Here is a 19,350-nt window from a genome sequence, read left to right as displayed (position 1 = left end):
GCCCGCCAGTGTCAGACTAGCATACTGCGGGGCTGAACCTGAACAGTAGGTGAAAACTGGACGCCGGGTACACCTGGCCACATATTGACTGCATGGGAGTGTTCGACATCGCCACCCGCACCGCTGGCCGGGCGCGTTACGCTGCTGCACAAGGGCTGCGGTCGGCTTGGTATGGCGCGCAGATGAGCGCGGCGCGTCGGCGTGCCAGCGGCTTTGATCGCCCGGGCGAACCAGCGTTCCAGCCCACCCGAGGCCAGCCCGACCTTGCTGTCCTGCGCCGAGCCTATTTCGAACTGTTCATCAAGGACCGCCTGAATGTTGAGGCAGGGCTGTATCCAGCGCCATCGGATGTGCGCCTGAAGGATTTGCCGAAAGCGTTGAGATCGGCGCGGGCTTTCCGGGAAGATGTCGAGGACGTTGATCGGCGCAGATTGGAACGCAATGGAACGGAAGTACGGCAACAGGTGACCGACGGGCATAACCGGTATCCCGCCTACTATCTCCAGAATTTCCACTATCAGTCCGGCGGCTGGTTTACCGAGGACAGCGCCGATATCTATGACACTCAGGTCGAAGCATTGTTTACTGGCACAGCAGATGCGATGCGCCGCGCCGTTCTGGCCGAGATTTCACGGGAACTCAGGGGACGCGACCAACGCGGTGTCAGCCTGTTGGATGTGGCGTGCGGCAATGGCCGCTTCCTGTCGCAAGTGATGCAGGTATATCCAAGGTTAATGGCGAGCGGGCTGGACCTGTCACCGACCTATACCGACGCCGCCCGCACACGTCTGAAACCGTGGAAACAGGTAGAGATCCTGCACGAGGCGGCCGAGGCGATGCCCGTAGAGGACAATAGCCTCGATATGGTGGTCTCCATTTTCCTGTTCCACGAATTGCCGCCCCGCGTGAGGGAGAAGGTGCTGGCGGAAATTCGACGAGTCCTGAAGCCGGGCGGTCTGTTTATTCTGGCAGATAGCGCGCAATTTGGAGACTATTCGGACCTTGATGGACTGTTGGAATATTTTCCCCACGGTTTCCACGAGCCATACTACAAAAGCTATCTGTCCTGGGACGCCGTACAAGCATGCGATTTGGCAGGATTGGTGCCTGAAACGCAGTCACTGGCATTTCTTACAAAAATCAGCACCTTCCGGCGATCATCATAACGCCTTGAAATGAAACTTTTTTCCAGAGCTACGGGCGCTGCTTAATCCTGGATGAAAAAATATTGATTTGCGCGAATGGAACATGACAGTAATATGACAGTTACGTTACGGTCATGTGACACGAACTATATACCAGGAATGAAAGGAGCCACCTATGGCAGTCCTAGATCATAATGATAATCACGTTTCCTGGCTGGCGCACAGGGACCTGACCTTCAATGAGTCGAGCCTGCGCGTCCTGCGGGGAGCCATGCTGGCACTGGCAGGCGTCGTCGGGGTAAGTCTCGCGATCGCGCTCGATCCGATCTTTAACCTGTTCGCCTAAACGCCAACGGGGCTAGAAGCTCGGAAGTTTACCTGTCCCCATGAGGGGCATGGCAAAAGCCAGAATGATCGAAATGATGAGGCCGAGGAAGGCACGTCCGGCATCGCCGAGAACGTCTTTCACGGCCTCATTCTTTTCGCGCAGATGCGCGACGTAGGAGATCGCGAGTTCGCGACCGGCCAACAGGCCAAGGAATACCCAAGTCGTGCTCATCGGCACATTGCTGACCTCTTTGAACAGGAACAAGATGATTCCGTAGATCAGGTCGACGATTGTCGCGGCGCGGACATCCACCGTGTTGATCTTGCGTTCCACAATCTTCTGAATCTGGCCGCCGCGCGTGGCGAAGATGTAGCCTTGGATGGCCACAAGCAGGATTGCGCCGAAAATGACGTAGCCGAGCGAAAAGGCCACATGCGTTTCGTCCCCAGTGACTGTGACCGTTCGCGGCAGGTAAACGAAGATATTCGCCAGATCCTGCATCAGCCATTGTGACCAGAGGAAGGTCGTCGTCAGCCACTGGAATGTGATCCAGTAGGGCCAAGGCAATTCGTCTTTCGTATGAAAGACCCAACGCTCGAACGTGCGGGAAATTATTATCCAGATCACAGCGCCGCACGCGAACGCCACGACATAGCCCATTGCCGACTTGATGATCATTTTCTCAAGGATGCCATCGCTGGCAGACCCGCCCGACAAGGCAAACAGGGTCAGCACCAGGAAGGTCGTCGACACAGGGATGCCAAATCGAGTCAGGAATAGCAGGACCAGTGGAGGCAGGGCGTGCCACCATTGAATGCCGGGCATCAGCACCGCGGTGCGATCCCCTTCACCTGGCAGCACAGACAATTTGTCGAGACGTTCGTAGGCAACGTCTCCCTGGCCATTGAAATACCCGTAGAAGAGCACGGCCAACAAAATTGCGCTGGCAAAAATCCACAGGACCCACCAGGGACGCTTTGCATTCGAGGACAGGAATGTCCCCAGTGTCTGGATCGAATCATTCGCGACGACGGCGTAGCACGCCAGCATAAATCCAATGATGCCGAAAATTTCTACGCCACCCATTACGCCAACCCATCGCTATTTGAATACTGAACGCGAGGTAGCAGGTTCAATGTGCAATGCCGATAGCAGGTATGTGAACTTACTGTGACATGCGCATTTGCGGTCATTTTCCCGTCTGCCCTCTATGTCGCAACTTCGCGTCGGCCAGCACACAGGCGAGCATCGCCTCCGCCACCGGCACCGCACGAATGCCAACACAGGGATCATGCCGTCCGATGGTGCGTACGTCCACCTCCTGACCGTCACGCGTGACAGTCTGGACGGGGGTAAGGATGGAAGAGGTTGGTTTGATTGCGATTCGCACGACGACCGGCTGACCGGTTGAAATGCCGCCCGCAATGCCGCCATTATGGTTGGACAGGAAACGGGCGCCGTCATTGCCAGTGCGCATCTGGTCGGCGTTTTCCTCACCGGACAAAGCCGCGGCGGCAAAGCCTTCGCCGATTTCCACGCCCTTGGCCGCATTGATGCTCATCATGGCACCCGCGAGTTCGCTATCCAGTTTTCCGTATATGGGAGCGCCCCAACCCGCAGGAATCCCCGTCGCTTCGACCTCTACAATTGCGCCAGCAGAGCTTCCAGCCTTGCGAGTTTCGTCCAGAAAGGTCTCCCAGACGGGCACCATTTCGGCGTCAGGACACCAGAATGGGTTCGATTGCGTTTCATCCCAGTTCCAGCGCGAGCGGTCGATGGCATGGGGGCCGATCTGGACGACAGCGCCGCGCAAGAAGATTCCGTCGCCAAGAACGCGGCGCGCCACCGCGCCTGCAGCTACCCGCGCAGCAGTCTCGCGCGCACTGGAGCGGCCACCGCCGCGATAGTCTCGGACGCCATATTTCTGATCGTAGGAATAGTCGGCATGACCGGGGCGGTACCGATCGCGGATCTCACCATAATCTTTCGACCGTTGATCTGTATTTTCGATCATCAGCGAGATCGGTGTGCCTGTGGTGACAGGGCCGCCGGTCCGGTCATCCTCAAAGACGCCGGACAGGATTTTCACCTGATCGGGTTCCCGACGCTGGGTTACGAATCGCGAGGTGCCGGGGCGGCGCTGGTCGAGGAATTGCTGAATGAAGGCCTCATCCAGCGGAAGATTAGGCGGGCAGCCATCGACCACGCATCCGAGTGCGGGCCCGTGGCTTTCGCCCCAGGTGGTCACGCGGAAGAGGTGGCCGAACGTGTTGTGAGACATGGCTGCCCGTTTCAGTATTGAGTCAGGGCCTAGCCGAGCAGGTCCTGAACAGCTTCGCGCTCTTCGCGCAGTTCTTTCTCGGTCGCATCCATGCGGGCGCGCGAGAATTCACCGATTTCGAGACCCTGGACGATCTCGTACTTGCCGTCCTTGCAGGTGCACGGGTAGCCGTAGATGACGCCCGGCTCAATGCCGTAGGAGCCATCGGACGGGATGCCCATGGACACCCAGTCACCAGCTTCGGTGCCGAGGGCCCAGCTGCGCATATGATCGATGGCGGCTGACGCAGCCGAAGCGGCCGAAGAGGCACCACGGGCCTTAATGATGGCGGCGCCGCGCTGCTGCACGTCCGGTATGAAGGTGTTTTCGTACCAGTCCTGATCGACCTTGGAGAGGGCAGCTTCGCCTTTGACGGTGGCGTGATGCAGGTCTGGGTACTGAGTTGAGGAATGGTTGCCCCAGATTGTCATCTTCTTGATGTCGGTATTGTGGGCGCCCGTCTTCTCAGCCAGTTGGCTCATCGCGCGGTTGTGGTCGAGACGGACCATGGCGGTGAAGCATTTCGGATCCAGATCAGGCGCATTCTGTTGTGCGATCAGGGCATTGGTGTTGGCCGGGTTGCCGACGACAAGCACTTTCACGTCTCGGCTGGCATGATCATTGATCGCCTTACCCTGTGGGCCGAAGATACCGCCATTTGCAGACAGCAGGTCCTTGCGTTCCATGCCCTGTTTGCGTGGCATCGCGCCGACGAGCAGGGCAAAGTCGCAATCCTTGAACGCAACATTCGGGTCGTCAGTGGCGACGATATTGTTCAGGAGCGGGAAGGCGCAATCGTTCAATTCCATGACCACGCCCTCGAGCGCGCCGAGCGCAGGCGTGATTTCCAGCAGGTGAAGGTCGACCGGCTGGTCAGGTCCAAGCATGTTTCCAGCGGCAATGCGGAACAGGAGCGCATAACCGATCTGGCCTGCAGCGCCAGTTACAGCGACTTTCACGGGCTTTTTCATGGGAGAGTCCTTCTTGCATAGGGTGATTTCGCGGCATCAATGACGAATTTGTCAGAGAAGGGCAAGCGGCCATGCGCCTATGCCGCAGGATGTCGCCGCCGTAGCGGTATGACTCCGCGCCCGATTGGCCTATATGACGGCCAGCCCCCACAGCCTGACGAGCGGACAGATCGATGAGCCAGAGCGACCAACCCGACATCATTCCCCCTTCACCCAGCGCGACGGATTATCTGACCGACCCGTCGGGAAAACCCCTGATTCCAGACGTGGCTGACCCGATAGCCCTGTTCAAAGAGTGGATGGCGGCGGCGCGCGAAGCCGAACCGAATGATTCCAACGCAATGTCTCTGGCGACCGTGGACGCTGACGGCATGCCGGATGTCCGTATTGTATTGTTGAAAGAGGTGACTGAGGCGGGGTTTGTTTTCTTCACCAACCTCGAAAGTGCCAAAGGCCAGCAACTGACCGAGACCCCCAAAGCAGCGCTTGGCTTTCATTGGAAGAGCCAGCGCCGGCAGGTGCGGGTGCGCGGGACGGTTATGCCAGTCTCCGAAGAGGCCGCCGATGAGTATTTTGCCACCCGTGCCGCCCAGAGCCGTATCAGCGCCATCGCGTCTGACCAGTCGCGTCCACTGGCCGATCGGGCCGAGTTCGAACAGCGCGTGGCTGAACTATCGGAAATCTTCGGCGACGGACCAGACATTCCCCGCCCCGAATTCTGGGGCGGGTTCCGTGTCGTGCCGGTCGAGATCGAGTTCTGGCAGGACCAGGCTTTCCGGATGCACGACCGGCTGAAGTTTGTCCGCTCAAACGAGGGTTGGACCACCGGTCGACTCTATCCGTAGCGTTCCGCTGCCAGATCAAACGATTCCGTTCGAGACGGCTTCGATGACAAGGTGCGGGACGCCATCACTGGTCTTTGCCCATGACACGCCATCACCACTCACCATGGCGGTCACGCGCTGGCGAAATCCCGAGAAGCTCTCGAACTCAACCACATCTACCGGCGTGTCGAAGTGCAGGGTCACTTCGTACCCCATGCCACCCGCCAGTTCGCGGATTGCATGCACGCGCCCCTCAAAGGATTGTTTGAGGTAGCGGCCCGAGATGCGGTCACCCAGCTGGCAGGGTGCCTCGGGTTTGTTCGACAGGCACGCCGATGCGGTATTCCAGTCGCGGTAGCCGAGTTCAGTCGCGACGAGTTCAAGTGCTCTCGCATGTGAGATGGACGTACCGGCATTTGCCTGTTCTGTCCGAATGTCGCGGGCACGGGCCTTGGCCTGTTCGCGCGTTGTTATAGAAATAGACATTGGAAACATCCTTGTCCGGGCAGTCACTTCTCAGCGGGGGCTCGCCTTGCCGCGGGACTGCCGGATGGACCGGTGTTCCGTGATCAAAAGTCGCGGCGCGGAGTGCGCCGGGAGATCTTCACCGAAAGACCAAAGGCCTTGCGAGCGGCGGGCGTCCCAGAGCCCGCGCGCCTCATACGCCTGGGAAGACGTTGCGTCAATCATTGTCACCAGACATTTGCCGTGAGTAAGTGACGGCAGGGCGTACGGAAACGATGCGCCGTTAGGGGAGGTACACCACATAATGAAACGCGGACTTCAGATTGCCCTTGGCATTTTCTCACTCATTCCCGCTATTTTTGCCCTGATGGGCTTTCTGCACGGGGCGGAACGATTGTCCCCGGCAGGCGTCACGACAGAACTGGACAATCAGTATCGGTACTTCTCCGGTATGTATCTTGTGGTGAGCTTCCTGATCTGGTCGATTATTCCATCCATCGAAAAACAAGGGCGGCTTCTTCTGGTGGTTAGCGCAGCCATCTTTATCGGAGGGCTCGGTCGTCTTGTCTCAGTGATGACCGTCGGTCAGCCCGCGCAGGACCAGATGGTCGCGCTGGGTATCGAGTTGGTTGTGCCTGTGATCTTTGTGCTCTGGCAACGGATGGTTTCTGCCCGAGCCTAGCCACCACACGCGGCGATGGCGGTGTCATCTGCGGTCATTGCCGCGGCCGCTTCGAGCGGCCGGTCAGTGGCCAGCATGACGAGGCCGTCATCGGCAAGATCCTGAAACTCCGATCCGTTGCCGTCGGCCAGATAGATATCGTCCAATCGCTCGCCGGAACGACCCAGCGTGCCGAAAGCGGATTCGACATCATTGCGGGCATTGCGATCCCAGGCTGCGGCATCGGGGCGGCCAGTGCCGGTCCAGGCGATCAGTCGACGGGAGTCCACACCGCGTGCCTCAAGCGCCGCAATGTCACGGCCGCCGCGTGCCGAGGCGGTCATCATGAATTGAGGGTCAATGGCCGCGATTTCGGCGGCTTCGTCATCATTGTAGGAAATCATGATGACGTTCTCTTCCGCGCCAGCCGCATAGACGGCCTTCGCCATATTGGCGAAGCTTGTGGTCTTCTTGCGGTCGAGTTCCAGAATGGCGCCGCTGTTTCGGGCCCAGATCAGGGCGTCGGTCAGCTTGGGCGGGCTAAAGCGCGTGTGACCATCATCATTGTCGACCAGGGTCAGGCCCGACAGTTCTTCCCAGCTGATATCGGAGACATAGCCCCGGCCGGTCGTCGTTCGGTTCAGCCGGTCATCATGCATCAGGGTCAACACGCCGTCTCGGGTTTCGGCGACATCAATCTCGAAGACCCGGACTCCCTTGTCGAAATTGAACTGCATCGTCTCAATGGCATTCTCAGGATAGCCCGGCGCAGGGCCCCCGCGATGCGCAGCGATCACCACGCCTCCGTTTTCACGCAGGCAGTCGAAATAGTCGGGCAGGGGCATGCGCGCAGAAGCTTCGGTGATAGCGGGCTCCACAGCCCCTGACTGTGGGGTATCGCTTGACGGGGCGCAGCCAGACAGCAGGATGAGAGCGATAACAAGCAGTGCGGAGTGGTTCATTCGGGTGGTCCTCTTCTTGCGCTGCAGCAATCGCACGCATAAACCGGTTCTAAATCAGGCAATTATTGCCGAAGACAAAAACATTACAGGGAGACTTACCATGCTGGGTATCATGCAGGACTGGCCGCTGACGGTTAACAAAATCCTCGAACACGCCAAGCGCATCAATCCTACACGAGAAATCATCACTCGGCGCGTGGAAGGCCATATTGTCCGCACGACCTATGCCAATCTCTTTGATCAGTCCAAGCAGGTCTCGAATGCGCTTATCGATAGCGGCATTCAGTTGGGCGACCGCGTGGCGACGCTGGGCTGGAACTCTGAACGGCATATGGCCTCCTGGTATGGCGCCATGGGCATTGGCGCGGTGCTCCACACGATCAATCCACGCCTGCACCCTGAACAGGTCGCCTGGATCGCAAATCACGCCGAAGACAAGGTGCTCATCTTCGACAAGACCTTCCTGCCTATCGTGGAGGCCATCAAGGACCATCTGCAGACGGTGAAGACTTTCGTCATATACGCTGATGCTGACACGATGCCGGAAAACTCTCTCGGTGCAATCCCGTTTGATATCTGGATTGATGGTCGCTCGACCGAGGTCCGCTGGGGCGACTTTCCGGAAGATACCGCATGTGGCCTTTGTTATACGTCGGGCACTACAGGCGATCCGAAAGGGGTGCTCTACTCCCACCGCTCGAACGTGTTGCACACGCTGATCACGATGGGCAAGGATGTGATGGGCATGGGCGCTGACGATGTGGTGCTGCCGGTTGTGCCGATGTTCCACGCCAATGCGTGGGGCCTTGCACTGTCCTGTCCTGCTGTCGGCTCGAACATGGTAATGCCGGGGGCACAGATGGATGGCGCATCCATCTATGAATTGCTGGATACGGAAAAGGTGACGATCACCGCCGCGGTTCCAACCGTCTGGCTGATGCTGCTGACACATTTGCAGGAAAACAATCTCAAGCTGCCGCACTTGAAGAAGGTTCTGATCGGGGGCTCAGCCATTCCGGAGAAGATTCTTCGTGCCTTCGAGCAGGATTATGAAGTGGATGTTGTCCACGCCTGGGGCATGACCGAAACCTCGCCGCTGGGAACGCTGGGCGCCTTGCCGCCCCATCTCGTGAATGCCGACATCGACACGCGTATGGAGCAGAAGCTCAAGCAAGGGCGCCCGCCATTCGGCGTGGAGCTCAAGATCGTCGATGACGAAGGCAAGGTGCTGCCGAATGATGGCGAGACGTCTGGCCGGTTGATGGTGAGCGGCGCTGCGATTGCAGCTGGATACTTCAAGGGCGTCGGCGGCGACGTGCTGGACGAGGACGGCTATTTTGATACGGGCGATGTCGCCAATATCGACGAGTATGGCACGATGACCATCACCGACCGCGCGAAGGATGTGATCAAATCAGGCGGCGAGTGGATTTCCTCCATCGACATCGAGAACATCGCAGTCGGCCACCCGAAAGTGGCCAATGCGGCGGCTATCGGCATCTATCACCCGAAATGGGATGAGCGCCCACTCCTGGTGGTACAAGCCGCGCCGGGGGAAACGCCGAGCAAGGAAGACGTGCTGGCCCAACTGGAAGGCAAGATTGCCAAATGGTGGACACCGGACGATGTCGTCTTTGTCGATGAAATTCCGCTTGGTGCCACGGGCAAGATCAACAAGCTGGCCCTGCGCAACCAGTTCAAGGACTACAAGCTGCCGACGGCCTAGTTCGGGCTGAACTCGGGAACTGGACGGGCGGCTGCTTCTTCGGGAGTGGCCGCTTTTCCATTTTTGGAGATGTCATCGATCAGCCATTCCATTTCAGCTATTTCCACCTTCTGAGCTTTGATGATTTCATCGGCTAATTGCTGAACGCGTACGTCTTCTATGCCCGCCCTTTCGCTGGTCATGATGGCGATGGAATGATGCGGGATCATGGCGCGCATATATGATTGGTCGCTTACCGTTGCTTGCGAGCGCACCAGAAGCAGGGCGGTAACAAAGAGCAGTCCACTGCCGACGAATATTGCGAGGTTCTTGCGGCTATCCTGATACATATTGAGCATGAAGGCCAACATTACGATCGCCATCGACGCGGCCATGATGAGGGTCATGTAGAAGCGGGTTTCACTCCAATGCACATGGGGCAGGGCATAGGTGTTTAGATACATAAGTCCGAACATGACGATGGCGGAGGTCGTGATCATCAGGCCGAAGCGGAGATAGCTGCCGGAATGGTCCATGGTCTTTCCTTTCGAATTGACGTTGAAGAGGTTCAGTTTGAACGTGCAGGAGCGGACGCTGTTCCGCACGAATCTGTTCCACGAGACTGGTTGAGAGGGGCAGTGTGATCTATGTCAGGTGACAGGGATCATCCGGAGAGGGCTGGAAACACAATGGATACGATAGAACAGACACAGGATGCCGGATGGCGCGGCACGGTTGCCAAGGCGTCGCTTGCCTTGTCGATCTTTACGGTCTTCTGGTTCATCATCGCAGCGCTTGGCACCAAGCTGGGCCTGTGGAACTGGCAGGTTGGGCTTGGTCTGATGACGATCAATTGGGGACTCAAGCTGATCTTCGTGGCGCTCGGTGTCTCAGTGATCGCTGTGATCCTCTCATTGATCAAAGCACCCCGGAAACGCGCTTTCATTCTGGCGTTTGCCTCGCTCTTGATTGCCGGGCTCAGCTTTGGGCGCGTCGCGGCGTTTGGCGGGGAAGCGTCCCGCTTGCCGCCGATCCACGACGTTCAGACCGACTGGTCCAACCCGATCATGCCGAGCGATGCCCTGCTCGCCGTCCGGGCCGAGACCGAGGCCATGAACCCGGTCGAAGCTGCACCAATCGTTCCGGAATATGCCGAAGACCGTTGGCCGGGCACTCCGGGGCGCCTCGTGTCCGAATTGCAGGAAGAGGCCGAATTCGATCCGACCCAACAGGATGACCGTGCGGACGCCCCTTATCCGAAACTTGATTCCTATATCACTCAAGCTCCGTCGGAAGCGGCATTCGAGGCCATCCTCACGCTTGTGAAGGAGCGCGGTTGGGTGATCGTTGCCAGTGACGAGACGGCCGGTCGCATCGAGGCAACCGAAACGAGCTTCTGGTTTGATTTCAAGGATGACATCATGATCCGTATCCAGCCGACAGAAGAGGGCGGGTCCCGCATTGATGTGCGCTCAACCAGTCGGGTCGGCCTGTCTGATCTTGGTGCGAATGCCAAACGGGTCCGCAATCTGCTCGATGATATCGAGATCGCGCTGCGCTAGGTATCAGTTGTTTCCTTTGTCTGGGCTTCCGGGCCCAGACGAAGGAGCCGTGCTGTCGGCGCAATCGTCCAGCCCTGAATGGTCAGCGAGATTGTCACGATCACGAACACGACATTGAAGAAGCCAACTGAAATCGGTCCTGGTGCGATGACGGGATAGATCGCGAGAAGGATCGGTACCGCGCCGCGCAGGCCCACCCAGCTCAGGAAGACATTCTCACGGAAGGAAAAGCCCATCCATCCCACGCTGGCAAATACGGCGAGCGGTCGAGCGATCAGCATCAATACTGCGGCGCATCCGATGGCAGGCCAGATGTCGTTTAATAGCGCACTCGGCGTAACGAGCAGACCGAGGGTCAGGAATAACACCATCTGGCAGAGCCACTGGAAGGCTTCATTGAAGTCGACAATGCGATCGATTGGTCGCTTCAGTTTGGCCTTGAAACTGACGCCGGCAAGATATGCCGCGAGGAAGCCGCTGCCCCCAACCAGCGACACGCCGGTAAAGATGACGAGGGCGCCTGCAAGGGTCATGATGGGATACGTGCCCATTGGCAGGAAAAGGCGATCAAGAATGCGGGCCAGAAGCCTGCCGCCAAGGACGCCGCCCAAAATGCCGATACCGGCTTGCATGAGCAGAAACAGAGCCATGCCGGGGAGGTCCGCCGGCGCATTGGTCTGTATAGAGGCGACCAGCGTGGTAAGCGACACTGTCAGGAAAATGGCCATCGGGTCGTTCAGGCCGGATTCCAACAGCAGCGTATCCTTCAGGCGTTGTCTCAGGGCTATGCCGCTTTGCTGAACGAGAAGGAAGGTCGCGGCCGCGTCGGTAGAGGCGACCGCTGCGCCAAGCAATAGACCAACTTGCCAGGGCAGGCCCATGAATAGACAGGCCGCAACACCCGTGATGCCTGCTGTAATCAGCACACCGATGGTTGCGAGTAGGGATGCCGGCGCACCAGCGGAACGGAAGACGCTGCGTCCAGTTTCCAATCCGCCAGCAAACAGGATGACGGCCAGGGCCACGCTGCCAAGGTCAAACGCAAAGTTGAAATTACTGAATTGAATACGGCCTGGACCATCTTCTCCCAGCAGCATGCCGATGAGAAGTGCGATCAAGAGAAATGGAGCTCCTGCTCGCCTTGCCAGCGGCATCAGCGCAAAGCTGACAAATATGATGAGGCTGCAAAGGAAGACAAAGAGTTCCAACGGGCATCCTCGGGTCTGAAATGGGGGAACTTTTTAGATAAGAGTGCCGCACCTCGTGCCGCAAGGTGCAGATTCATTCGAATTCAAATAAGTTCGACTCCGCAGACTCTAATCACGCGCGTATTTATCTTCGTATCGTATGATGTCATCCTCACCGAGATAGCTGCCAGTTTGAACTTCGATGAGGACGACGGGCAGTTTCCCCGGATTTTCCAGCCGGTGAACGGATCCTACAGGGATGTATACGGACTGGTTCTCGGTGACGAGCTTGACGTCCTCATTGATCGTGACCTTGGCTGTTCCGGATACGACAATCCAGTGCTCGGCGCGATGATGGTGCGATTGAAGGGACAGCGACTGGCCCGGCTTTACCTGGATGCGCTTGACCTGAAAACGTTCGCCCATCGCAATGGACTCAAACCAGCCCCAGGGGCGATAGTCCCGCGGAAATTGCTCGGCCTGGCGTGCCTGTTTGGCCTTGAGCTCGGTAACGGCCAGTTTCACGTCCTGTGCGCGGGACGCATCTGCGATCAGCACCGCATCCGGCATGGCAACGGCTATGATGTTCTTCAGACCGATACCGACGACTTCCAGTCCATTATCTTCGGACCTGATCAGGGAGTCTTGGCAATCCATGACCGTGACATGTCCGCTGGTCGAAACCCCATGCTTGTCCGGCCCGGTTTCGCGCAATACGGCGTCCCAGCCGCCAAGGTCTGACCATCCGCCCGAAAATGGCACGACGCTGAGATTTTCGGTGCGTTCCATGACGGCATAGTCGATCGAGATCGACTGGGCCCGGTTCCAGCTCTCCGGATCGAGCCTCATAAAGCCGAGATCCATCTGCAGGTCATCGACAGACTTGCTCACGCATTCAACCATGCCCGGTTCATGTTTCTGGAAAGCTTCGACAATGCTTTTGACGCTGAACAGGAAGATCCCTGCGTTCCAGAGGTAGTCACCACTATTCACCATTTTATGGGCATTGGTCGCAGAGGGCTTCTCCACGAAACGCTTCAACTTGATGGGGGACAGACTGTAGTCTTCCACCGGCTTGCTGAGCTCCAGATATCCGTATCCGGTTTCGGGATGTGTGGGCTGGATTCCGAACGTGACGAGCTGGCCTTTTTGGGCCGCATCGACGGCCGCATTGATTGACTCCAGAAATGCATCACTGTCCGGGATGACATGGTCGGATGGTGCGATCAGCATCAGGGCATCTGGTCGGGTCTTTTGCAGATGCAGTGCTGCCGCCAGGATTGCGGGGGCCGTGTTGCGCGCGTCTGGCTCGATCATGATGGAAGCGTCATCGATTTCGATGTCGGTGAGCTGTTCTTGCACGATGAACCGGAAATCCGCATTGGTGAGGACAAGCGGCGGCGTGAAGGCGCCTCCGGTCAATCTCAGCGCGGATGCCTGGAACAGGGATGTATCGCCGATCAGGGGAACAAATTGCTTGGGATAGCTCTTTCGCGACAGCGGCCAGAGCCGCGTGCCTGCTCCACCGCACATCAGTACCGGAACGATGCTGGTCATCGATTTTGCCATCGTTTGCTCTTTCAAATTACCCGCGAATCTCTTGCCTCAGCGCACCAGCAAAGGCCACCCTGAACACCAAGATTTTCCCTGTGTGGCGGGCATTTGGTCCAGTCTGTCCAGGTGCCAGGTGAAAACTGTCTAGCGGTCTTTCGGATCCAGCGCATCGCGCAGGCCGTCACCGATAAAGTTGAGGCACAACAAGGTGACTGCCATCGTGACGGCGGGTGCCAGCAGCATCCAGGGCTTTTCTTCCATCCGGTGTGCGCCATCCGAAATCAGCACGCCAAGTGAGGTAAGGGGCTCGTTCACACCGAGGCCGAGGAAGGACAGGAAGCTTTCGGCGAGGATCACCACCGGGATGGTCAGCGTGACATAGACGGCGACCGGGCCGATCACGTTCGGCAGGATGTGGCGCACAATGATGTCTTTGCGGCTGACCCCAGACGCGCGCGCCGCTTCGATGAACTCCTTGCCCTTGATGGCCAGTGTCTGGCCGCGTACGATCCGCGCCATTGTCAGCCACTCGATCGCGCCGATGGCTGCAAAGATCAGCACAATGTTGCGCTCAAACACCGTCAGCAACAGGATCACGAAGAAGATGAAGGGCAGAGCGTAGAGTACGTCGACAATGCGCATCATGAAATTGTCGACGCGACCACCGAGATAACCTGCCGTCGCACCCCAACTGACGCCGATCACGAGGCTGACAGCCGTGGCGACAATGCCGACCATGAGCGAGATACGCAGGCCGATCATCAGGCGTGCAAGCAGGTCTCGTCCCTGCAGGTCGGTTCCGAGCGGATGCAGGCCGTCCAGCGTCGGCGCAATGGTGCGCAGGTCAGAAATGGTGCTGTATTTGTGGACCCAGACAAATGGCCCGACGACTGCAAACAGAATGAGGAAGCCGAGAATCCACATGGAGACGACGGCGGCGCGGTTGCGGAACAGGCGCGCCCGGGCATCTTCCCAGAGCGAGCGTCCCCCAATAATGGCATTCTGAACCGGTTCGATGCGACCAGTCGGGTCGAGGAGAGGATCAAGATCCGTCATCAATCGTACTTCACTTTCGGATCAAGCAGGGCGTAGAGAATGTCTGCTACAAGATTGAGCAGTACGATCAGGCCCGCATAGACAATGATTGCGCCCATCACGAGCGTGTAGTCACGGTTCAGGGCACCATCGACAAAATATGAGCCGAGGCCGGGCAGGCCGAAAATCTTTTCGATCACCACTGACCCGGTCATGACGCGTGCCATTGCGGGGCCGGCATACGAGATCAGTGGCAGCAAGGCTGATGGCAGGGCGTGACGCGCAATCACCTGGCGTTCGGTCAGGCCTTTGGAACGCGCCGTGCGGATATGGTTGGAACGCATTGTCTCGATGATCGAGGCGCGCATGAGGCGGGAGATGATCGCAATCTGTGGCAGGGCCAGCGTGATTACGGGCAAGGTCATATTGTGCCAGTTCATCCCGATATTCGGATAGGTTCCGAGACCGCCAACCGCGAAGATGCCGGCACCAAGGGCAAAGATCAGGATCAGGATCGGGCCGGTAACAAAAGTGGGGATCGAAATGCCTGCCATGGCGATCCCCATGACGCTGTAATCCGCCGCCGAATTTTGTCTGAGTCCCGCAAAAACACCCAGCAATGTGCCCACCGCTATGCCCAGACCCATGGAGAGAAACCCGATGGTGAGGGAGATGGGCAGGCCGTCTGCAATCAAGTCGTTCACGCTCTTGCCAAGCGTTTTGTAGGACGGTCCGAAATCGCCGGTGACAACGCCGCCAACATAGCTCAGATATTGTTCGTGAAGCGGTTTGTCGAAACCGAACTTGGCTGCAATGGCAGCTTCGGTCGCAGGCGGCAGTTTCCGCTCACCATCGAACGGACCACCCGGAGCGGCGCGCATCATCAGGAAAGCCATCGTTATGATGGCAAGCATTGTGGGGATTGCAATTAGCAGACGCCTGAACGTATAGGCCCACGGAATTCGGCTGATGACACGTTGAAATGAGGACACGTACTTAAGTTATTCCGCTGCTGGTAATAGGAATTTGATCATGCCGCCGTCACCGACGCTTGGCATAACGATCCGCAATCCTTAGCTTGTAGCGACAGCCGATCAAGACCGCAGACTCAGGCAGGGACACTAAAATATGGCCGATATTCGCCGCGTTACGGAAGCTTTTGCTGTCGCCCCCCAGATTAACGAGGAGGATGTTGCCCAAATTCAGGCTGCAGGCTTCAAAACCATTGTTGCGAACCGCCCAGATGGTGAAGGCGGCGTGGACCAGCCCCGTATGGGCGCGATTCGTGCCAAAGCCGAATCCCTGGGTTTGGCCTTTGTGGCGCTTCCTTTCTCAGGCGCCCCCACCCCAGAAGTCGTCGAGCGGATGAGCAATATCCTGAACGAAGCGCCTCAACCGGTGTTGGCGTATTGCCGCACCGGGACACGATGCATTACGGCATGGGCCCTGACTCATGCCGGGCAGGGTACAGGTCAGGAAATCGTCGATGCTGCCGCAGATGCGGGCTATGATCTGTCGAGTCTGCAATCGCTGCTGTGACCATCCTGCTCACAGATGTTGTGAGCAAGTGGTCACACTTGCGCCGCATTATGTGTGTTGTCAGTGATGACCGGTCATGCGAAGGCCAAGACAGGGAGGCGCTGGCCATGAGGCTGTATGCGCAAGAGGAGTGGAATGGATGAGCGATCGTCTGTGGATCACCGATTTCAAATACGATGACGGCGCCATGCTGGTGAAGAAGACTGGGCACCGCGTTCCGCTCACATTTTCGCTGGCGCACGACATCTTCACCTGGTTCTGCTTCTATTTCTTTGCGCAGACATGGCGCACCTGGCGCCGGGTCACCGGACACAAGCGCCCCACGATTGCATTCTATCCTGACAAGCCACGCCCATGGTATTTCATCTGGCCCGTGACACATGTGTCAGGTGCCAAATTGATTGATGACGTCGCGACCGCTGACATTGTCATGCAGTTTGATGACTCCACCGAAACCGACAATACGGTCCCGATGGTTCGTGATGGGGCGAAACTGGTCAATTTCACTTGTGATGATATTTCAAAATCGACCGTCGCAGCCGCTTTCGGAGAGGCTGCGGGATATTCTCTCGCGGTTGACCCTACGACCCATCAGGGCCGCATGGTCGAGAAGTCTGAATTGAATGCCGCGCATGATGGCCGGATTCTGGAAGGTCCGCTGGATACGCCCCTGCCGGGCAAGACCTATCAGCGCCTCGTCGACAATGAAATCGAAGGCGGTCTGGTCGAGGATCTGCGCTGTTGCATCGTGGCCGGCTCACCCGTCATCGTGTTCCGCAAGCGTCGGCCCTTGGAGCGCCGTTTCCTGAACGAGAATGTTCAGGTTTTGCTCGACGAGCCTCGCAATTGCTACACGAGCGATGAAATTGCCGTGATTGAGCGGTTTGCTGCATCGATCGGACTGGACTGGGGCGGCGTTGACGTCCTACGTGACCGTTCATCCGGACGAATCTACATCGTCGATGCAAACAAGACGGATATGGGCCCGCCCGTGGCGCTGAAGCTTGGCGCCAAGCTGAGGGCCACACGTCGCATGGCGCAGGCCTTTGCCGTCGCCTTTGCTTCGAAGAAGCGCTGATCGCTCCGGCAAGCCAGGATCGCTGCAAGAGACTAGAATAATATGGCTATTCCCTACGTTCGCGAAATCGAGTTTGAATACGGCATCGTAGAGCAGGTTTCCCCGCTCATTCGCCGCGTAATCGCGAACAATCCCGGGCCGTTCACCTATGTTGGCACCGGCGTCTACATCATCGGTCATGGCGAAGTGGCTGTCATTGATCCCGGCCCGGAAGATGCTGAGCATTTCGAAGCCTTGAAGCGGGCGCTGGAGGGGGAGACGGTCACCCACGTTCTGGTCACTCATGGCCATTCCGACCATTCCCCGCTGGCGACGCCTTTGGCGCAGTGGGCGGGTTGCAAGACTTACGCGAAAAATTGCGGCGTGCCGACCGCCAAGGGCGAGCTTGGCAGTGCAGACGACCTTGGCTTCATGCCGGATGTCAAAGTTGGCGATGGCGACGTGATTTCGGGCCCCGGCTGGACACTCGATGTGATTGAGACGCCGGGTCACACTTGCAACCATCTCTGCTTCGGCTTGCGCGAAGAGAATGCGTGTCTGTCGGGTGATCACATCATGGGCTGGTCGACGACTGTTGTCGCGCCGCCGGATGGGGACATGGGCGATTACATGCGCAGCCTCGACAAGATTCAATCCAGGAAATTCGACACGCTTTGGCCGACCCATGGCGATCCGGTGCGTGGCCGCGAATTCGTCGACCATTTCATCACGGAATACGCCAACCACCGCCGGGCTCGCGAAGCTGCCATTCTTGACCAGCTTCGGGCGGGTCAGTCCTCGATCCCTGAAATGGTCAAGGTGATGTACGCCGAAGTCGACAAGCGCTTGCATCCAGCCGCGGCCATGTCTGTGCTTGGTCATATGATCGAGCTGATCAAGACCGGTGTCGCGGTTTCTCCGGATGACAAACCCACCGTCCGGTCTCATTTCGAACTGGTGAAAACCCCGGTGTGACGGGCTTGATGTCGGTAAATCCGTCCTAGACTGTTTCAACCTTGTTCGGACGCATCAGCAGGCGTTGGATCGCGTCATCGACACTGATTGCGCCTTCAATCACATCCGCAACTGCATCACAGATCGGCATGTCGACGCCGCGATCGGCAGCAATCCGTTTCAGAACCGGCGCGGTTGCGACGCCTTCGGTTACGGCGTTTCGCGCGCCCATGATGTCTTCAAGGGGCTCACCTTTGCCCAACGCCAGTCCGCAGCTCATGTTGCGGCTCGTCTCGGAAGAGCAGGTCAGGACGAGGTCGCCCAGCCCTGACAGGCCGGAAAGGGTTTCGCGCTCGGCGCCCAGGGCAAGAGCGAGCCGGGTCATTTCCGCGCTGCCGCGGGCAATGAGCGCTGCATGGGCAGAGCGGCCCAGGCCCTTGCCGAGTGCGATACCACACGCAATGGCGAGCACATTCTTCACCGCGCCGCCGATCTCTGCGCCTAACAGGTCATGCGCGAGGTAAGGGCGGAAATTCGGGGTCGCAACAGCGGCGATCAGTTCGGCGCCAAGGGTTTCATTTTTGATGGCAAAGGTCACAGCCGTCGGCAGGCCCTTGGCCACATCGATGGCGAAGCTCGGGCCGGACATGACAGCCGGAACCGCTTCGGGCAGCTCGTCGGCCAGCACCTGCGTCATGAATTCGCCTGTCTTCAGTTCGATGCCTTTGGAGCAGAGGACAACTGGTGTGCCGGGGCGGATATGCTCTTTCAGTGCCTGCAAGGTTGCCCGTGTGTGCTGGGCAGGGGCGACAGAAAAGAGCGCGTCCATCAGGTGCAGGTCTGCGAGGTCCGATGTCGCCTTGAGCGCGGGGTTCAAAGGTACGCCCGGCAGGAAGACCGTATTCTCATGGCGCGTATTGATGGCTTCGGCCACCTCTGCTTCGCGGCACCAGATCAGCACGTCCTGGGCCTCACGGGTCAGCATCTGGGCAATCGCTGTGCCCCATGCGCCGCCGCCAATGACGCCGAATGTCTTGAAATGTTTCGTCATGCGCCGGAGATTGGTCGAAACCGGGGGGCG

General features: G+C 58.2%; 20 protein-coding genes. 9 read left to right on the top strand and 11 right to left on the bottom strand.

What is annotated here, in order from left to right:
- Positions 1-92: 92 nt before the first annotated feature.
- Together CFA77_RS13740 and CFA77_RS13735 are read left to right on the top strand one after the other, a co-directional pair.
- Positions 93-1,166 (top strand): class I SAM-dependent methyltransferase, encoded by a 1,074-nt coding sequence (locus tag CFA77_RS13740; protein ID WP_206991172.1) that lies wholly within the window; start codon positions 93-95, stop codon positions 1,164-1,166.
- A 154-nt stretch (positions 1,167-1,320) separates the two neighbouring features.
- The gene (locus CFA77_RS13735; RefSeq protein WP_206991171.1) at positions 1,321-1,491 is read left to right on the top strand and encodes a hypothetical protein; all 171 of its coding nucleotides are present in this window, start codon (positions 1,321-1,323) and stop codon (positions 1,489-1,491) included.
- 12 nt (positions 1,492-1,503) lie between these two features.
- On the opposite strand, the gene CFA77_RS13730 is transcribed toward CFA77_RS13735, so the two are convergent.
- The 3 genes from CFA77_RS13730 to CFA77_RS13720 form a co-directional block, all read right to left on the bottom strand.
- Positions 1,504-2,559 (bottom strand): hypothetical protein, encoded by a 1,056-nt coding sequence (locus CFA77_RS13730; protein ID WP_206991170.1) that lies wholly within the window; start codon positions 2,557-2,559, stop codon positions 1,504-1,506.
- Positions 2,560-2,662: 103 nt separating this feature from the next.
- Positions 2,663-3,754 (bottom strand): chorismate synthase, encoded by a 1,092-nt coding sequence (gene aroC, locus CFA77_RS13725; RefSeq protein WP_206991169.1) that lies wholly within the window; start codon positions 3,752-3,754, stop codon positions 2,663-2,665.
- Positions 3,755-3,783: 29 nt separating this feature from the next.
- Positions 3,784-4,764: a malate dehydrogenase gene (locus CFA77_RS13720; protein WP_206991168.1), complete on the bottom strand. Its 981-nt coding sequence runs from the start codon at positions 4,762-4,764 to the stop codon at positions 3,784-3,786.
- Between the two features lie 173 nt (positions 4,765-4,937).
- Here CFA77_RS13720 and pdxH point away from each other — a divergent pair, with 173 nt between their 5' ends.
- Complete coding sequence (gene pdxH, locus CFA77_RS13715; protein ID WP_206991167.1) at positions 4,938-5,609, top strand: pyridoxamine 5'-phosphate oxidase; 672 nt, start codon at positions 4,938-4,940, stop codon at positions 5,607-5,609.
- Positions 5,610-5,624: 15 nt separating this feature from the next.
- Here pdxH and CFA77_RS13710 read toward each other — a convergent pair whose 3' ends face one another.
- Entirely contained in the window at positions 5,625-6,074 is a 450-nt protein-coding gene (locus tag CFA77_RS13710; protein ID WP_206991166.1) for a glyoxalase superfamily protein, read from the bottom strand.
- A 283-nt stretch (positions 6,075-6,357) separates the two neighbouring features.
- On the opposite strand from CFA77_RS13710, the gene CFA77_RS13705 reads away from it, so the two are divergent.
- A complete protein-coding gene (locus CFA77_RS13705) occupies positions 6,358-6,735 on the top strand; it encodes a DUF4345 domain-containing protein (RefSeq protein ID WP_206991165.1) in 378 nt (125 codons plus the stop codon).
- Here the strand turns inward: CFA77_RS13705 and CFA77_RS13700 are convergent.
- Positions 6,732-7,676, bottom strand: coding sequence for a glycerophosphodiester phosphodiesterase family protein (locus CFA77_RS13700; RefSeq protein WP_242517374.1), 945 nt, complete (start codon positions 7,674-7,676; stop codon positions 6,732-6,734). The genes CFA77_RS13705 and CFA77_RS13700 overlap by 4 nt on opposite strands.
- Before the next feature lie 100 nt (positions 7,677-7,776).
- Between CFA77_RS13700 and CFA77_RS13695 the strand changes: the two genes are divergently transcribed.
- Entirely contained in the window at positions 7,777-9,402 is a 1,626-nt protein-coding gene (locus tag CFA77_RS13695) for a long-chain-fatty-acid--CoA ligase (protein WP_206991164.1), read from the top strand.
- Here CFA77_RS13695 and CFA77_RS13690 read toward each other — a convergent pair.
- Positions 9,399-9,917 carry a DUF305 domain-containing protein gene (locus CFA77_RS13690; RefSeq protein ID WP_206991163.1) on the bottom strand — a complete coding sequence of 173 codons (519 nt, stop codon included), beginning with the start codon at positions 9,915-9,917 and terminating at the stop codon, positions 9,399-9,401. The genes CFA77_RS13695 and CFA77_RS13690 overlap by 4 nt on opposite strands.
- A 153-nt stretch (positions 9,918-10,070) precedes the next feature.
- On the opposite strand from CFA77_RS13690, the gene CFA77_RS13685 reads away from it, so the two are divergent.
- The gene (locus tag CFA77_RS13685) at positions 10,071-10,943 is read left to right on the top strand and encodes a DUF1499 domain-containing protein (RefSeq protein WP_206991162.1); all 873 of its coding nucleotides are present in this window, start codon (positions 10,071-10,073) and stop codon (positions 10,941-10,943) included.
- Here the strand turns inward: CFA77_RS13685 and CFA77_RS13680 are convergent.
- The 4 genes from CFA77_RS13680 to CFA77_RS13665 all read right to left on the bottom strand — a co-directional run bounded on the left by CFA77_RS13680 (position 10,940) and on the right by CFA77_RS13665 (position 15,711).
- On the bottom strand, positions 10,940-12,151 hold the full coding sequence (locus CFA77_RS13680; protein WP_206991161.1) for a potassium/proton antiporter: 1,212 nt from the start codon (positions 12,149-12,151) through the stop codon (positions 10,940-10,942). The two genes, CFA77_RS13685 and CFA77_RS13680, sit on opposite strands and share 4 nt — an antisense overlap.
- Before the next feature lie 108 nt (positions 12,152-12,259).
- Complete coding sequence (locus CFA77_RS13675; protein WP_206991160.1) at positions 12,260-13,699, bottom strand: mannose-1-phosphate guanylyltransferase/mannose-6-phosphate isomerase; 1,440 nt, start codon at positions 13,697-13,699, stop codon at positions 12,260-12,262.
- Positions 13,700-13,828: 129 nt separating this feature from the next.
- Positions 13,829-14,740 carry an ABC transporter permease subunit gene (locus CFA77_RS13670; protein ID WP_206991159.1) on the bottom strand — a complete coding sequence of 304 codons (912 nt, stop codon included), beginning with the start codon at positions 14,738-14,740 and terminating at the stop codon, positions 13,829-13,831.
- Positions 14,740-15,711, bottom strand: coding sequence for an ABC transporter permease (locus tag CFA77_RS13665; protein WP_256434932.1), 972 nt, complete (start codon positions 15,709-15,711; stop codon positions 14,740-14,742). The genes CFA77_RS13670 and CFA77_RS13665 overlap by 1 nt, the downstream gene beginning before the upstream one ends.
- 136 nt (positions 15,712-15,847) lie before the next feature.
- Between CFA77_RS13665 and CFA77_RS13660 the strand changes: the two genes are divergently transcribed.
- From CFA77_RS13660 to CFA77_RS13650, 3 genes are all read left to right on the top strand, one after another.
- The gene (locus CFA77_RS13660; protein ID WP_034810871.1) at positions 15,848-16,258 is read left to right on the top strand and encodes a TIGR01244 family sulfur transferase; all 411 of its coding nucleotides are present in this window, start codon (positions 15,848-15,850) and stop codon (positions 16,256-16,258) included.
- 139 nt (positions 16,259-16,397) lie between these two features.
- Complete coding sequence (locus tag CFA77_RS13655; protein ID WP_206991158.1) at positions 16,398-17,336, top strand: hypothetical protein; 939 nt, start codon at positions 16,398-16,400, stop codon at positions 17,334-17,336.
- Between the two features lie 42 nt (positions 17,337-17,378).
- Positions 17,379-18,290 (top strand): MBL fold metallo-hydrolase, encoded by a 912-nt coding sequence (locus CFA77_RS13650; protein ID WP_206991157.1) that lies wholly within the window; start codon positions 17,379-17,381, stop codon positions 18,288-18,290.
- 25 nt (positions 18,291-18,315) lie between these two features.
- Here CFA77_RS13650 and CFA77_RS13645 read toward each other — a convergent pair whose 3' ends face one another.
- Positions 18,316-19,320, bottom strand: a complete 1,005-nt coding sequence (locus CFA77_RS13645) for an NAD(P)H-dependent glycerol-3-phosphate dehydrogenase (protein ID WP_206991156.1) — start codon at positions 19,318-19,320, stop codon at positions 18,316-18,318.
- Positions 19,321-19,350: the final 30 nt, after the last annotated feature.

Source organism: Hyphomonas sp. KY3, from assembly GCF_017309975.1.
GTDB lineage: Bacteria > Pseudomonadota > Alphaproteobacteria > Caulobacterales > Hyphomonadaceae > Hyphomonas.
The sequence above is the reverse complement of the archived record's forward strand: the minus strand, read 5'-3'. Positions and strand labels throughout refer to the sequence as shown.

Coding starts and splice junctions, on each gene's coding strand:
- CFA77_RS13710 (WP_206991166.1), bottom strand. CDS start 6,074: ATGTCTATTTCTATAACAACGCGCGAACAGGCCAAGGCCCGTGCCCGC.
- CFA77_RS13655 (WP_206991158.1), top strand. CDS start 16,398: ATGAGCGATCGTCTGTGGATCACCGATTTCAAATACGATGACGGCGCC.
- CFA77_RS13700 (WP_242517374.1), bottom strand. CDS start 7,676: ATGAACCACTCCGCACTGCTTGTTATCGCTCTCATCCTGCTGTCTGGC.
- CFA77_RS13730 (WP_206991170.1), bottom strand. CDS start 2,559: ATGGGTGGCGTAGAAATTTTCGGCATCATTGGATTTATGCTGGCGTGC.
- CFA77_RS13690 (WP_206991163.1), bottom strand. CDS start 9,917: ATGGACCATTCCGGCAGCTATCTCCGCTTCGGCCTGATGATCACGACC.
- CFA77_RS13660 (WP_034810871.1), top strand. CDS start 15,848: ATGGCCGATATTCGCCGCGTTACGGAAGCTTTTGCTGTCGCCCCCCAG.
- pdxH (WP_206991167.1), top strand. CDS start 4,938: ATGAGCCAGAGCGACCAACCCGACATCATTCCCCCTTCACCCAGCGCG.
- CFA77_RS13720 (WP_206991168.1), bottom strand. CDS start 4,764: ATGAAAAAGCCCGTGAAAGTCGCTGTAACTGGCGCTGCAGGCCAGATC.
- CFA77_RS13695 (WP_206991164.1), top strand. CDS start 7,777: ATGCTGGGTATCATGCAGGACTGGCCGCTGACGGTTAACAAAATCCTC.
- CFA77_RS13735 (WP_206991171.1), top strand. CDS start 1,321: ATGGCAGTCCTAGATCATAATGATAATCACGTTTCCTGGCTGGCGCAC.
- CFA77_RS13645 (WP_206991156.1), bottom strand. CDS start 19,320: ATGACGAAACATTTCAAGACATTCGGCGTCATTGGCGGCGGCGCATGG.
- aroC (WP_206991169.1), bottom strand. CDS start 3,754: ATGTCTCACAACACGTTCGGCCACCTCTTCCGCGTGACCACCTGGGGC.
- CFA77_RS13740 (WP_206991172.1), top strand. CDS start 93: ATGGGAGTGTTCGACATCGCCACCCGCACCGCTGGCCGGGCGCGTTAC.
- CFA77_RS13650 (WP_206991157.1), top strand. CDS start 17,379: ATGGCTATTCCCTACGTTCGCGAAATCGAGTTTGAATACGGCATCGTA.
- CFA77_RS13675 (WP_206991160.1), bottom strand. CDS start 13,699: ATGGCAAAATCGATGACCAGCATCGTTCCGGTACTGATGTGCGGTGGA.
- CFA77_RS13705 (WP_206991165.1), top strand. CDS start 6,358: ATGAAACGCGGACTTCAGATTGCCCTTGGCATTTTCTCACTCATTCCC.
- CFA77_RS13685 (WP_206991162.1), top strand. CDS start 10,071: ATGGATACGATAGAACAGACACAGGATGCCGGATGGCGCGGCACGGTT.
- CFA77_RS13670 (WP_206991159.1), bottom strand. CDS start 14,740: ATGACGGATCTTGATCCTCTCCTCGACCCGACTGGTCGCATCGAACCG.